Genomic DNA, 16059 nt, shown 5'->3' on the forward strand with positions numbered 1-16059 from the left:
ATGCCGCGGCACACGGCCCTGGCCCCTCCTGGTCTGGCTGCCGCAATGGGCTAACAGAGGAATTTAGGTTCATTTTGCGGGGCGTGGTGCCGTACCGGTCACGCTGGCTTCTGTGGGTTGCGAAACGGCGTGTCAACTTCTCCTGACCAGTCCGTTTCTTGCAGATTGGCGCTGGCTCCTGGCGCTGTGGTGCGTTTGAGTACGCGCTGCAGGGAAGGGGCCAGCGCCGCCACTCCGTCGGGCGACCCGGACGGGCGTCAGGCTGAGGATTCGCCCGCGGCAAGCTCTCTGCTTGCCATGTGTTCGCGCGCGACGTCACCCTTTGCCATTCCGTGGCAGGAGCGCGCCGCATCCCTGCTGCTGTCGGCTTGTGGCCTGAAAGGGCTGCGCCATCGTTTGATCGCAAGCTTCCTGCCTGCCGATCAGTCCGTTCGTGGTGCGACGTCGGACGCTCATCGTGGCAGCGCATTTTCTGACGTCGGGCCGGGCGTGCTTTGCTTGGGTTGGTGCTGCCAGGATCAGTGAATGTGAAATATCTCACGTCGATAAATTTTACAAATTAACGACCGAAGGGCGTGGTTTGACTGTATCGGCCGCCGAGTGGCAAATCCAACACCATGAAAAAAAACGCCTTTTAATTCTTGCTCCTATGGTTGGAATGATCTGTGCTTGAAGAGGGTCAGCCGGACGACAGGCGGTGATTTGAATAGAAAAATTTGTTCGTTACGCGAATCTTTTTAGTCCTCGAATCAGCCGCCATCGCTCGGTAATCCACTCTCCCATGAACTGAGCAAACAAAGGAATCCAAGATGAAAAAGACACTCTCTGCACTCCTGATCGGCGGTCTGTTCGCTGCGACCAACGTCCAGGCGACCCCGGTTGAACTCGAACTCTCACTGGTCATCGACGTTTCAGGGAGTATCAGTGCCGCTGAATACGATCTCCAGAGAGCTGGTTATGCCGCTGCTTTCGGCAATGCAGGAGTTGTCAACGGCATTCTCTCGTACGCCGACGGTATTGCGGTGAACGTGGTTCAATTCGCCAGCAACGCTGCGGAAGTGGTGAGCTGGACGCACCTGACGGATGCCGCGTCGATTTCGGCGTTTGCCAACACCTTGGCCACCCTTGCTCGCAGCGCTTCGATCGGAGGGAACACCGACGTGGAGGACGGGATGTACACTGGGCATACCTCCTTTGCCGGCAACGGCTACGAGGGGCGGCGCCTGGTCATGGACGTCTCGGGTGACGGAACGCAGAACGAGGACCCCGACTGCGGCGCCGCAGTCAACTGCGGGGCGGTTCAGCTCCAGCGTGATCTTTCGGCCCTTGCCGGCATCACGGTAAACGGTCTGGCCATCGGCGGGGCCGCGATTACCACTTGGTACAACGACAACGTCCGTACGACAGACGGCACGGTCTACTCTGCCGCAGACTTTGCTGATTTCGAGCGGGCAGTGGTCCAGAAAGTCGGCGAGGAGATCAACAACACACCCGAACCCGGTTCGCTACTGCTTCTCGGCCTCGGGCTGGCAGGTCTGGCCGCCAGGCGCCGTGGCCAGCACGCCTGAATGTCAGGCCGGGCATAATCCCTGGAGCAGGCGTAACTCGAAGTTCGGAAGCGAAAGGACGTGCGACGCCTGTCTCAAGGGTACCTGCATATGCGGTCTTCGCTGGCTCCGCGATCCAGAGGCACGCGCGCTTCGTGCGAAGAGCGACTGCAGCGCGCCGGAAACGCACCGGGAGTGGGGCCAGCGGTGATTGCCTGGCGGGATCTTCGATCTCGCATTGCCGGAATGACCGGGTCAAGCACCCCTGTCTGACCGGCGCGGCATGTTGCGGTCTTGCTGCCACCCCCGTGAAATTTCTCTGCTCCATCGGGCAAGTCGGCACGCGGCGATTACGCCTGCCGCGCCGGTCACTCATCCCCGACATCGGCCGGGCAGTTTCTGCCAGTCGGCTGCCTGGTTTGGCATCGCGTTTGCTGCTCGCGAGCTCAGTTTTCGATCCTGATCCGCAAGTCTCGCCAGGTAGCGGGAGGGTTTTCCTTCGGTGTCGCACCAAGAAAGCCGGGCAGCCAGGCAGCCTGCACGATCGGCGTCACGGAGAAGCAAGCAGGTTGTGTCGCGCTCCAGTCGATCCGGCGGCCAGTCGCTACCGCATGACGCTGCGGATCGCCGGGTGCTCCGCGCTTGTGTCCGGCGCTCGGTGGTGCAGTGTCCGGTTCGTGCAGCGGTGAATGACCCGGTTTCGCGCCTCGTGGACTGGTGAGCAGATCGTTTCTCACTCCAGGACCGCTGGCGGGTGGGTGCTTTAGTTGAAGAGTCTCTCGGCCTGCTTCACTGTTTGTCCGGGCCCACACTGCGTGGTCGGTTTGCAGGTTTTGGTCGGCTGTCACGCTGGGCATGCTGCCGGAATTCCCGCTCGGCTGGCTGAGTTTCCAGCGGTCGGCCAGCGTTTGGCTGGTGGCAGTCGGTTGCTGCAGCGCCTCCCGGACCGGTTGTCTGGCCGATGTTCCCGTCAGATCGGCCCCTGCCGTCGCCGTGCGCCGTCCCTCCGGGATCGTGTGGCGGATGCGGTCGCCGCCGCTGTAGCCATGTTGCGGCAGGTCGCTCCAGGTAGCAGTGCTGTTTGTGGTCAGCGCACCGTGGTCGGGTCCGGAAGCGCTCGACGTCAGATGGTCGCCATTGGCGTCGGCCGCCAGCGCTGCAGGGTCGACGATCTGGCGTTCGCTCGCGTTGAGCGTCCACAGCGCATCGTGGGTGGCTGGTGCACCGTTGTCGGGCAGCACCTGTAGCTGCAGTTTGGCCGTGCTGCTCGCCTGGCTCCGGCTGTCTGGTTCGCTCGCCGTGGCGACGACACCGAGGGTGAAGCTGCCATGATAGTCGGCCGGTGGCGTGAGCCACAGCGCGTCGAGGTTCCAGACGGTGATGTCTGCCGCCTGCTCCGTAATGGTGGCGATGAAGCGATGATTCCCGTCACTCAGTGCCGCCCCGGCGGGAAGCCCGGTAATTCCGAGCGCCAGCGTTTCAGATCCATCGCTGTCCAGCAGAGTGGCGCTTATTGGCGACAGGCGGATGGGTGTATCTTCGAGGCCCGTATTGGGCGGCAAGGTCTCGCTTAGCGCCAGGTTGTCGATCATCATGCCACGGCCGTCGGTGGCCCACCGCGCGGCAGCGCTGGCGATGCGGATCGTCTGGCGGCTTCCCGTGCCGACGAAGGCGAAGCCACTCGTCTGCCAGGCGAGCAGATCGCGCGGACTGAGGCCGCTTTTGCTGCCGATCTCCCGGCCGTCGATGCTCGCCGTGATGCGCGTGTAGTCGGCGCTGAACCCTGGCCGGCCGGCAAGGTCGAGCGAAAGGGTATAGCGCGCTCCGGCGAAGGTATCGAAGCTGCGTTCGATGGCCAGCGTCTGCAGCCGGTTGCCGGCCGCATCGTTGAGTTCCAGCCAGTTGCTGCCGCCATTGTCCACGGCCGCCTGCATCCGCGCCATGCTGCCCGGCGAATCGGCCAGGTAGTCGCCACTGCTCCAGATTTCGAAGCCATGCACGCCGCCCGGGTTGGCCTCGGGCGCTCTCACCAGCCGCCAGCCTTCGAGTTCGTCTTCGCCGACGAGCGTCGCGGTGCTGTCCGGGTTGCCGACGCTCTCCCAGCCGGTACGGAAGATCTCGCGGCTGCTCCCTGCCGCATCACCAACGATCAGCCGGGGCGCATCGGCCTGTGGCGAAACGCTGAGGTGTACGGTGGCCGGATCAGAGTGCAGCGCACCGTCGCTGAGGAAATAGCTAAACGCGTCCTCCCCGTGCCAGTTCGCTGCCGGGTGGTAGGTGAACGTGCGATCATCGTTGACCACCAGTTCGCCGTGCGCCGGGCCGTCGAGCAGCACCGGTACCACGCCGGGCCGATCCGCGTCGAGGTCGTTGGCCAGGACGTCGATCTGAACCGCGTTGTCCTCGGTGCTCCCTGCCTCGTCGTCGCGCGCCTGCAGTGCCTGCCGATCGCTGCCAATGCGCAGGTCGCGCAGGGTCAGGCGGCTGTTGCGTACCTCGTGGCCATCGCCGGCAGACGAACCAAAACCGATTAGATCGAACGAGAGGTTGAGCGTCGTGCCGGCCGGGATGTCGCGGAGGTCGAGCGAATAACGGTAGCTACCGTCCGCATGGCGCGTAACGCTGATGCCATTCGCGCGGTAATCGCTGCCGTCGGCCTGGCGGTTAACGGCTGCGTCACTGCGCGTCAGTCCGCTGCCGCCAAGAAGGGATCGACCGTTGTTGGCGTCGATCAACGCCACCTCGAAGGCGTCGTCGGGGCCACGCGTCTGATCGCCGAGCTCAAGGTCGGCCAGCGTGAAGCTGAGGAAGCGGTCCTTCTCGCCGAGCACGAAAACCTGGTTCAGGCGGGTCTGAGTGCCGGGCGATTCGGCGAGGGTCGCCGAGCCCTCGGTGAAGCTGACATCGCCGGCGGTGCTCCAGCCGATACCTTCGGTAAATTCGGGGTTGTGGAGTCGGGGGTGGGCGGCGATGTCGTACTGCGGCACCGGATTCATGGTGATTGCCGGCTCCGCCGCCGCATGCGTGCGCGCCGCACCGTATACCCGCGTCAAGGGTAGCGACGCGCCGGGGTTGGCAGGAATGTACGGGGTGCCCGGGCTCTCCGGCGCCGGGAAGTGACCGGCCAGTCGGAGCATGGCGAGTTGGTCGTCAATGGACAAGGTCCGGCGCACGCCCGGTTGCAGCGTTGCGGCCATCAAGTGGTGCGGGTCTGCACTATGCTCGATACCCAGTGTGTGAGCGTATTCATGTAGTAGGACGGTGAGCAGGTCGATTCGGCTTTCCGCTGCGGAGCCGGGTCGGGCAATCCATTCGTTGGGGTTGCTGGTGGGCAGGAATTCTTCGTCGAGCCACGGGGTGGGATCGACGAACCAGCCGTGGCCGGCGGCGTCGGGGGAGAGGGTGATGCGGGTGTCCGGGCCGGTGCCAGTGGTTTGGCCCAAGGCGGATCCGGAGAGTTCGGCGAAGTGGCTTGCGGTACCATTGGCTCTGGTCAGAACTGGCGAAACGACTGACGAACCCAATGTTGATAAGGTGTCGGGGGCTACGCTAGACGAAAGTCGAGAGATCTTCCAGATCAGCTTTCCGTTCGGACAGTATTTTCTGTAGCCATCGGCTTTATACAGCTCATAGTTGCCGGCTGCAGGAGTAACGTTAATGAAATAGCTGAAAACGATCGAACGGCCTTTGTTGCCCGTGACGAGCACGGTGATGCGATCTTTACCGACGTACCCTGGACTCGGAACATAGGAGACGGAAGATCCCGCAGGAAAATCACTCACGACCCCTCTCAGATAGGCGACCAAGGTTCCGTGCTTTGGGCCTTCTAAGACGTCGACTTTCGACAGGTTTTGTTCATCCGTAAACTCAGGGATGAAGCCCAACCACTTGTTGTCTTTTGGTGCGAAATGGTTTTCGGCATCCATTCTGGGACTGATCGACTTGCTTATCGAGTGACGGTCGTCGATCGCCTGTATCTGCTCGTGGGTTGGAGAAATAACACAAATCGCGATCTGCGAAATTAGTGTGGACTTCCTTGAATTAGACTCGGCAAGAAGAACAACGTTTTGGGGTGGGTTCTGGTCTTGAATTATGGGATCTAGAACAAACATGCTAACTCCTTCTGCCGACATCGGAAATTTACTTTGCTTTCTCTGCAGCGCCGTGACGTCGGGCGGACCTTCCGTCGCGAAAAACTCCGCCTCCAATTTTTCGCTCTGCTCGATTTGAACAGCCTGGCGTTTGGCAAGAGAAATGCCAAATTTGGTATGGTAGTCACTTTGGTTCTTGGTAGAAAGTCCGAGTTGTTTTAAGGTGTTTTGAATGTTTCCATAAGAGTTCTGATTTTTTAAGGTCTCAGTATTAATGACGTTCCAGTATCCTAGTCGACTCTGGCGATTTTTCTGATCCTTGGTCGAGTTGCCATGGCCTTTTATTCCCATAGTGACCAACTCAAAATTGTCCTTCTCAGCCTTTCCGACACGATCTATTATTCTGTTCAGGTCACCGTCTACGGGTGGCGCACCAAATCGCCAGTACCACCCACCGGACAAAGCCGCTATGCGCTTATCCGCTACCATGTCATTGGGATTCTGGACGAAGTCATAGCGAGTTCCAAGAATCTCATTCAAACCTGGAACCTTATTAGCTTCCGGGGTATGCGGAGGTAACCGCTTGTGCGTCCATCCTCGATACCCCCCCTCTCCGAGCATTTCATAGCCCCATTTGAAAGTGATCTGCAAAATACCCCGGCCCTTATACCGTGCGCCATCACCTGGATTGTCGTTTCCATATCTATTTCCGTACGCTGCCTCGGCTGATTGATCGGTGCGGTTTTCTACCAGATCCTTGTCGAAGAAAGCTTCGAATCGAGCATTGACCAAGAATGCGGCGAGACGCTTTGCAGTATTGATGTCGAACTTTGCAAGAGCCTGATTCATTGGTGCCACCCAGTCCATTAATTGGGCTGCGGGTGCGCCCATTATGGCGCCCAGGCTTTCTGCCGTCAGCTCATATCCAAAGCCTACGCCTTTGGTGCCAACACCTCCCAGCAACAAGTTGTTTGGGTCGATCAAGCCATCGACCTGTGAACCCGCTCCAAACAATGCGTGCTGAACTGAGCGCTTTAATTCAGCGGAACTGGCTGATTTAATTGCAAGGAGTTGTTCGTCGAGTGATCCGTTGCCGGTCACGCTGTCATTCTGTGTTGCGGTATAGACAGCAAAAAAGTCTTTTAACGCATCAGCCTGGTTGTTTGGCGATTTGTCGGCGGGTTTGACGCGATTGATGTACTGCAGGAGCTCAGCGAGCTGCTGTGCCTTTTGCGCATCCCACGTGCCATTGCCGGGCAGTTGTTGCAGACGGGTGTTCTCCTCGAGCAAGTATTTCAATTTCTGTTCCGCTGCCGCACCGTTTGCGTTGCTGGCGGTTATGCTTGCCAGGTCGACACTATTTACATTGCTCAGGCCAATCAGCCATTCGTCACCATACATGCTCTTCTGATTTTCTGCCGAGACGTACGCCGTATTTATTCCGAGATTCAACTGGTTGCCGAGCCGGTTGGTCCCTGCGAACCAGAGCGGTGGCCGGGTCTTTCCATCGACAGTCTTGTTGGCGTCTTGGCTGGCGACCATGAGGTCGCCGATCCAGCTTGTACCCATGGCGTCGGTGGGTTTCCTGGGATCTGTCTTGTTGACCCACCCGCTCAGACCGCTGCCGTTCCCGAAACGGTACTGCATCCAGTGCGGGGCGTTGTAGGCGTTCAACCAGGCGATGTCGTTCGTCGAGAGGGTGAGCGGTGGCAGAGGTTTCGAGATGGTTTGGGTTTTCCCCTTCTTGTCCTTGACGGTCTCGCTGGTGCTGTCCTGGTACTCGCTCTTGTTGTCGACTATTTGGCCGAACTGACGCAGGGCGATCAGTTCGCGCTGATCAAGCGTGCCGTCGACCGTGATCTCGGCGCTGTTGGGGATTGCCGAGAGGCCATAACCGAGATACTTCAGCCGTTGCTCGACGCGCGTGACATCGAGCAGCTTGTTGTCGTTGCTCTTGTCGCCGCCCATCGATCCATCAAGCCTGAACTCGTGGTAGCCAGGGTTGTTGAGTGGCCGGTCGCCGAAAAAGACGGTGTCGGCGGCGCGTGAGTAGTCCACCGCACGGAGTTTCAAGGCCAGGCGATCGTCAGGTTTGTTCTTGTCGAAACCGGCGACAAAGATGGTGACCTCTCCCGTTTTCAGTGCCTCGCCACGGCGTAGCCGGTCGAGGTCGAGCACGGGTCGCAGAAAAACGATCCCGCTGTTGCTCAGGGTCTTCTTGCCGACATCGCCGGCCACTGTCTGCAGCCCGGGGTAGGTGGCTCTGACAGCCGCCTCGACCGATTGCAGGCCGTCCTCGCGCTCGGCCGTCAGGAGGAAGCCCCTGGCATCGCGTACCAGCGTGGCGCTTCCTTCGACTTCGATACTCGACCAGTTGATGTTGAGATCGTTGTTCTTCACCTCGCTGAGGGCACTCCGATACTGGCTCCGGATGAGCTTGAAGAGGTCCACCCGCACGATGTCGCCGTAATTGAATTCGGGCACCTGGTAACCACTGTCCGGTTCGATGGTCCTGAGAAAACGCCCACCATCGACCGGAGCGGCGAATTCCACGGAGTCGGGTGTGCGCAGCATGCTGTCGGCCATTCCGGTAATCCAGCCCGAGGTGATGCGGGAGGCGTCGCCCAGGTCGTACTTGACTGGAGTGACGACCAAGTCGATCGTTTCGCCAACGCGTTCCCGGTCAATCGGTAGCGGGCGCGGCGAAGTCTGTCGGGCGAGCGAGTTTCTCTCCGCGGCGGCGAGCAGGGGCTCCACCGCCCAGCGCAGCAAACCGCTGGGCGGTGGAGCGCTGTCGATGGTCGGCCAGTAACGGAGATCGGCCCACAGGTTGCTGCCGTCGGCACCGACCAGCAGACGCGAGATGCTGGCGCCGATGATCGGCGAGGTGGCGCCGAGGTATTCGGGCTGCGGACCGAACGGGTCCCTGATGATGCCGATCTTGCCGCCCATCTGTCGACCGCCGTTGTGCTGATCGTCGTTGGCGTAGAGCGGGTCGAGGAAGTCGAAGAAGTAGTCGGCGACCAGCGCATATTCGGTGCCGTTCTGCGCGGTGACGAGCGCCGGTGACTGGGCGCGCTGGATATTCAACTGGTATGGGTTGTCGGTGCGACTCTGGTCGTTCCGGGCACCGAGCATTGGCACGCGGTTGAAGCGGGGGGTCCCCTGCAGTCTGCCTTGCTCGCTGATGTCAACAGTGACGGTGGCGAAGCCGGCATTCGCGTCCTGCGCATCGCTGAGGATGAAGCGCAGCGTGTGCTCCCTGATTCCAGCCGATGCGACGAACTGTGGCGCCTTGCCTTGTCCGGCCGGCATGCTGACCGGCAGGCAGGCGGCTGCCTCGCTGGCGTCGAGTCGGCCGCCGGCTTCGCGAGCGACATCGAGGTCGACAATGAAGACCAGGCCGCCACTGGTCGCGGTGTCGTCGGTCGAAATTCCCAGGCTCTGCTGGCTGGCGGTGACCGCCAGGTAGGAGTGTACGCCGGGCGTGATCGCCAGGTCGATGTAGCCGTAGGGAGCATTCGTGCCGCTGACCGCGGCCGGTAGCCTGACCTGTTGCACGTCGAGGAAGCGGCTGTCCATCGGGTCGATGTTGACGCGCAGCAGTCGGTAGCCGCCGGCCGGATCATGGTAGCCGCCCTCGGCGACATAGAGCCATTGACCGGAAACCGCCAAGCTGCTGAGGTTGGCCGTGCCGACCTTGAAACTTTGTGCGAACTTCAGCGTCGCCGTGTCCAACACATGGATCTCGCCCTGGTTGCCGGCAATGAACATCAGGCGATTGTCGAGGCTGAAGGCGACCGGATCGGTCTTGTTGCTGCCGGAAGAGGTGCTTGTGCCGTCCATTCCCCGGTAGCTCAGTTCCCTGACCAGGCTGCCGTCCTTGAAGATGCGGATTAGCGTTTCCCCGGTGACGACGGTGAAGCCGGTCTGCGCCGCGACGCTGACCTCTGCCGCTTCGCCGCTGGCTAACCACCTCGTCCTGCCCGGATCGTTGGGGTCGAGTGTCTCCACCATGCGCTGGACGCTGATGGTGTGCAGCCCGGTGGCCACCTGTTCCGGCAGTTCGAGTTCGACGGTCATGTGCTCGGCACCGGTGGCGATCGGTTGCAGTTCGACCAGCTTCTGCCAGAGAAGCATTCCGTTGTCGTCGGGTTGGCTGTCATCGCTCCACTGTGCCGAGGTGGCGCGACCATCCTGATCGATGCGCAGCGGCTCGGGTGACACCCAGATGCGCAAGGCGGCGGGTAGTGCGTTCGCTGCCGTCAGTGGCGGCAGGTGCTCGATAGTCAGCCGCAGCTTGCCCGAGGCAAGCGACTCGACCTGCGTCACGTGCGGCGAATGATCGTTACCATTAACGGCCCCGTGCGGTGCCTCAAGCGTCAAACCCAGGTCGCCGTTCGCCAGGTCCCTGTGTAGCGGAACGGTCTGGTAAACGCCCGCAAAATCCCGGTTGATGGCATAGATGTCGCTTGCCCCGGCCAGGCTGGTGATGATGCCGGTGAGCGCAGCCGTTCCACCGAGGCCACCGTTGGCCAGATCCCCGCCAATCGGGAAGGCGAGCTGGTTGATGCGCAACGCGAGAAGATCGACTCCGGAACCCTTGATCGTGATCGCTCCACTCTGTCGATCGAAAGTGGTCTTCACGCAGATCAGATCGCCTGACCCGCTGATGCCGCTGTAAGGCGGGCTCGCGGTTCTGGCCACCGGCCGGCCGCTGGCGTCGGTTCCGACAAAGCCGTTGTCGAGTATCCACCAGACGTCCTGTAGTTGCCCGTTGCTGGCCGGTGCCAGGCCACGGCGCAGAAAAAGGACCTCGTCGCCGTCGCGCAGGTCAGTGCTGCCCTGCAGGGGGATGGCGAGTTGCACCGGTGCCCGCGTCGTCTGTTCACCCAGTTCCAGATGGAAGGCGGCGAGAGGTCGCAGGATACCCGGCTCGGGGGCGCTCAAGCCGGTTTCAGCGGCAAGGCGGGCGAGTTCGATGGGTCTGATCGATACCACCGTGTCGCGCGGCAAGACGCCGGCGCCGATCATCACCATTTCACCGGTGGCCGCCTGCACGACACCGCCGTGCCCGGCAGTGATCGTGCTGCCCGTCGGCATTGGGGTGGCCGGATCGTCGTCGATCGTCTGCGCGGCCTCGACCAGTACGGCGACGTCGGTCTGCCCGATGACGCGCGCGCTGATGTCGCCGAAGTCGTCGACCACGTTCACGAAGTGCACGACCGACAGGAAGGCCCGACCGGCCTGGCGGGCGGTAATCAGGCCGTCCTGGCTGACGCTGGCTACCCTCTCGTCGCTGATCAGGTAGCGCGTGCCATTCCTTACCTCGGGCACGGCCGGTACGATCCAGCTCACCGTTTCTCCGGTGTTCGGGTCGAGTACGATATCCCCGGTTGCCGGATCGATCACGAAATCTCCTGTGTTTGGGTCGATCAGCGGTTGCTGGGTCAAGGGGTCGACAAAGGTTTCCACCGTTTCGGGTAGCCCGGCAAAGGCGATCTGGCTCGCCGTGTGGACCTCGGTCTGTTCGCCACTGACCGGGTCGAGCAGACGGACCTTCAACTGTCGCGTGGCGCCGGGAACCAGTGTCAGGCTGCCCGGATATACGTCCGGCTCGACACCGGGTGCTGCCGCCTGCTCGTCGCCGGCCTGTGCGGTGAGCACCGCCGGCTGCGTGTTGATCGCCGCAACCGTCTGCAACTGCCGCCCATCCAGATCCTTGCGGCTGACCAGCAGCAGGGCGGGACCGACTCCGGTTGCCCGGACCTGATCCAGTTCGTCGTCCACCTGTAGCGGACTGCCGCCGACATCGCCCATGCTGGCGAGGTCGGCCGCTTGCAGGCTGAGGTAGGCGGTATCGGCGAGGGTCACCCCCGTCTGATCCTCGAAGTCGAGGGTGGCCTGCAGCCGGGCCGTCTGACCGGCGTGCAGCGTGGCCAGCGGCGCGAGGTGGATCGCCGTCAGGCGCGCACCGCTGACGTTCACCGCCACGGCAAAGGGTGGCGAGGCGCCGTAGCCGTCGTCTGCCTGCAGGGTGACGCTCGCCGGACCGGAAAAACCGGCGGCGGGGTGGAAGAGCAACGTTTGTCCATCGGCGCTCAGTTGGGCGTTGCCGTGCGTCGCGCCGAGAATCCGCCAGAAGACTGGGTCCCCATCCGGGTCTGCGGCCAGCCGCGCGAGGTCCTGCGAGGTGGCGAGATCGGTATGGGTGACGAGTGGCGCCGAGCTGCTCATCGCCGGCGCACGGTTGGCGGAGAACCCGCTGTTGGCGAAGAGAATCTGCCGGTCGAGGTGATCGTCTGTCCCATCCCCGTTGACGTCGGCCTGTTCGTCGAGCACCGCCAGCGCCGCATCCCAGAGGGTCGAATCGTTGGCGTCCACGCGGCCGTCGCGGTTCACATCGCCGGCCACCTGCAGCCGGACGCTGGCCTGGCCCGTGCCGGACAGGCGCAGCAGTTTGAGGCCCGCCTGATCGATCAGCAGCAGCGTCGTCCGCGTGCCGTTGCTCTGCCGATCCCCGATGATCCGGGCACCGACGCACTCGATCGTCGCGTTCGCGTCGTCGGCCCGGCTCTCGACAGCGACGATGAGCGCACCGCGGTCGCCGGGGAAGTGCGCGGTGGACGCGATCTCGCTGTCGCGAATGCCGAAGCCGAGCACCGCACCGGCGTCGAGCTCGCCCCGCCAGACTCTGGTCACACCATCCCAGTCGGCGGGTGTACCGAGGTTGGCGGTCAGCCGGTCGGTCAGCAGGCGATCCTGCGCGTCGTAGCCGTAGGGGGTACCAGCGTCGGCCCGGTCGAGCTGGCGGACCAGCGCCAGGCGCCCGCGGCTGTCATAACGATAGACGATGCTCGCCGCTTCATCCCGGTCCACCGTCACAGCGCTGACGCGGGAGATCCTTCCGGAGCTGTCGCGCACCAGATCGAGTCGGCCGGCTGGACCGCCGTCGGTGGCGAGTGCCGCGACGCCGGCATCGGACACCAGCCACTGCGCTCCGTCGGCAAAGTCGACCCGTTCCAGGCGGCCTTGTCCGTCCAGCCGGTAGCGATCGCCGCCGGGCGAGACCAGGGTATAGGCCGCCGGCACCCAGGGCAGGCCGGTGATCTGGTCGTACAGGCGATCGCCCTGGCGTACGAGGCTGTCGGGACTGCTGCTGCCTGCCGTTGCTCGTGTCTCGAGTTGCCAGCCCTGGCTGCCGTTGAAGGTGGGTCGCCAGATCAGCGGCGCGCTCGGGTCGCCCCCCAGGCGCTCGCTGGTGGCGGCGAGCGTGAAGGAGAGCGCGAGCTGGCCGGCCGCTCCGTCGGACAGACTGGCCGGGACGTTGAGCCAGACGCGCGCGCCGTCCAGCCACGCCGCGCTGGCGCCCGATGCGAGCGTCGCTGGCTGGTCGCTGCTCAGCCGGGTGGCGAGCAGCGGCAACTGCCAGTTGCCAAGGTCACCACTCCAGCCCGGTGCGCCGTCGCTGGTCGCCGGGGGTGCGGCAAGGGCCGGCAGGGAACGGGTCAGGGCGAGCGGGTGGCCGCCGAGCCGGTAGGTACCGTCGCTGACCACGGTGGCCGGAGGCAGCTTGCTGCCGGTCTCGATGATGATGCGTGCCTCGATCTCGCTCCTGCGACCGGCGAGGTCCCAGGCGGAGAGGCGCAAGCGCCACAGCCCGTTGGCCAGGGTCGCAGGGTCGAGGCTGACCAGGGTGACCGGCCGATCGATCGCGACGGCGCGGCTGTCCTGTTCGGCCAGGGTCATCCAGTGCTCACTGGCGACCGACGAGATCTGCAGGCGCCAGCCCATCAGTTGGGTTTCCCGCAGTTCGGCGGTGAGCGCCAGCGGGACGCGCACCTCGAGCGGGGCGCTGCCGGCGACCTGGCCGGACAATGGACCACGCCAGGCCAGTTGCGGCGCCTGTGCGTCGGCCGGGTCCCTGACGCGCAGGCTGTGCGTGGAGCTGGCGACGAAGCCGTCGTGATCGGTGGCGCTGACGCGCAGGTCGAGCAGGCCGGGGCGCTCCGGGGTGAGTCGCAGGCGACCGGCGGTGTCGATGGCAACGCTCCGCCAGGCTTCGCTCTCGTCGCTGCGCAACTCGGCGGCCAGCCGGGCGATGCCGCTCAAGGCTTCGGCCCGAACACTGGCGATCACCAACTGGCCGGGCGCCGCCGGCTGATCGGGGGTGGTCGACACGAGGATGGTCGGTGCGTTCGCCCCGGCACTCGCCAGCGCACGCAGCACGAAGCTCTGCGCGCTGCGCGGATCGTCAGCCGTGCGGCCGTCGAAGACGCGCGCCGTCACCCGGTGGTCGCCGATCTGGCCCGGACCGGGCGTCCAGGTCAGGCGTCTGGTCTGGCTGTCGTAGGTGGCGCCTGGCGGCAGGTTGGCGAAGCCGACGGTCAACGCTGCCGTCTGCGCTGCGCCGTCGGGGTCGGCGACGACGATGGGGATTATCCCGGCCATGTCGGCGCTCCCCGTGTCGCCGAACACCACCGGCAGCGAAAGGGTCTCGCCGATGACCACCGCATGGTTGCCGGCGCTCAGTTGCGGCGCGCGATTGACGTCCAGTACACGCACCTCGACCGTCTGCCTGGTCTCTGTCCGGCCATCGCTGGCGCGGAAGGCGAAGCTGAACGAGCGGCTGTCGATGCCGGCGTTGTCGACGACATCCGCGTTCGGCGTCCATTCGAAGAAGCCGCTGGCAGCGTCGAAGTGCACCTCCGACGGTGTCGTTTCGTCGTACAGCAGGGAAAGGCGTACGGCCTCATTGTCGGGGTCGGTGGCGCGCACGGTGAAACCCAGCGTTTCACCTTCCCTGACCAGTTGCAAGGGCATCGGCAGCAACTGCGGTGGCTGGTTCGCGTTGGCCACCACCAGCTCTACCTGGCGGGTGAAGCGCGCCATGCCGTCGCTGCCACTGACCGAGAAGCGCCAGTGCCCGGCGCCGCTGGCACCCTCGCCGGTGTTGCCGTCCTGTGCGGCGAAGCGATCCGGCGTCCAGACCAGGGCGACGCTCTCGCCCGTGGCCGTGGCAGTCATGCCGCGTGGCAGGCCGTCGACCTGCCAGTCGATCGGGTCAGCGTCGGCATCGCTGCCGAACACTTCGAGAGACAAAGGCACGCCTTCGCCCGCCGTCAGCCGAAGGACCTCGTCCCGGTCGGCGAGCGAATCACCCTCGACCTTGAAGCCGAGCGGTTGCGGGGCACGGTTCTGCTGGCGCACGACGATCTGCAGGCGGTGCCGGGTGACGTTGGGCAGGGGGTGGTCGGGTATCGGATAACCGGCGTCGCGCGGCGGCAGGCCGCTGTCGGCGATCTGCAGTTCGACTTCGTGACGGCCGAGGTCGTCGCTGCTCGGAGTCCAGTCCAGTGTGGCTTCGCCGTAGGGGCTGCCCGCCGTCAGGGTGGCGCCGGGCGGCAGGCCCTGGACACTCCAGGTCAAGGGGTCCTGGTCGGCATCGCTGGCCCGCAGGGTGAGGGCCAGCGGCTGGCCGGCAACGGCGACCACCTGTTGCGGCGCAGCCAGGCGCGGCGGCTCGCTCGGACTGCGCACGCCGAGCACGAAACTGCTGACCTCCGAAAGGACCTGGCCGGGGTCGCCATCGCCGTCGTCGCTCGCCGTCACGCTGATCGTGTAGTCGCCGCGGTCACCGTCGCCGGGCGTGAAGCGCAACACGCCGGCGGTCTCTCCGGTAGCACCGCCGTTCCGCGGGAGGTAACTGGCGAAACGCGGCAGTCCGGCAAAGCCGAGCTGGATCGGCGAACTGCCGGCACGGCCGTCGGCGTCACGCGCCGAGACCGGGATCTCGAGCACGCTGCCCTTGTCGACCACCACATTGGCGAGTTCGCCGATGATCGGCGCGCGGTTGGCATTGTCGACTAGGATGGTCAGCGGCAGCTCGCTGGTCAGCGGGCTGCCGCTGCCGTCACCGTCGTCGGTGGCGATGACGCGGAGCTGGTAACGACCGGCCTGATCGTAGCCCGGCGTCCACACGATCTCCAGAGTCTCGGCGTCGAAGCGCGCGCTGAGGGGCAGACCGCTCACCTTGTAGCTCACCGTCGGCGTGCCGGCGGACTGGCTGATCGCTGCTCCGCCCGGCTGCCGGCGGATCGGCGCTTCGAAAGCGGGATTGTCGGGGTCGAAGGCGAAGACGCTGATGCGCAGCGGCTGCCCTTCGAGCGAGTTCCAGGTTGTCGTGGCCGGCAGGATCGGTGCTGCGTTGGCGTTGGCCACGTCGAGCAGCAGCTCCTGCTCGACGCGCGTTTCGGCGATCGTGCCGTCGGCTCCGGTCCAGAAGGCGGTCAGCGTGAGTGGCACGGCGTAGTGGCCATGCTGATCGTAGGACGGCGTCCAGGCAAACCAGCCGGTCTCGGGATCGAGGGTCGCCCCGCCGGGCAGCCAGCGTGCCCCGTACTCCAGGCGCAGCACGCTGC

General features: G+C 64.1%; 2 protein-coding genes. One reads left to right on the forward strand and one right to left on the reverse strand.

Annotated elements, in window-relative coordinates; genetic code table 11:
- Nucleotides 1–809: 809 nt before the first annotated feature.
- The gene (locus JNK99_RS12865) at nt 810–1568 is read left to right on the forward strand and encodes a DUF1194 domain-containing protein (protein ID WP_291853750.1); all 759 of its coding nucleotides are present in this window, start codon (nt 810–812) and stop codon (nt 1566–1568) included.
- 425 nt (nt 1569–1993) lie between these two features.
- Here JNK99_RS12865 and JNK99_RS12870 read toward each other — a convergent pair whose 3' ends face one another.
- Nucleotides 1994–15943, reverse strand: a complete 13950-nt coding sequence (locus JNK99_RS12870; RefSeq protein WP_291853752.1) for an Ig-like domain-containing protein — start codon at nt 15941–15943, stop codon at nt 1994–1996.
- Nucleotides 15944–16059: the final 116 nt, after the last annotated feature.

The organism is Accumulibacter sp. (assembly GCF_016789985.1).
In the GTDB taxonomy this organism is placed as follows: domain Bacteria; phylum Pseudomonadota; class Gammaproteobacteria; order Burkholderiales; family Rhodocyclaceae; genus Accumulibacter.

Coding starts and splice junctions, on each gene's coding strand:
- JNK99_RS12865 (WP_291853750.1), top strand. CDS start 810: ATGAAAAAGACACTCTCTGCACTCCTGATCGGCGGTCTGTTCGCTGCG.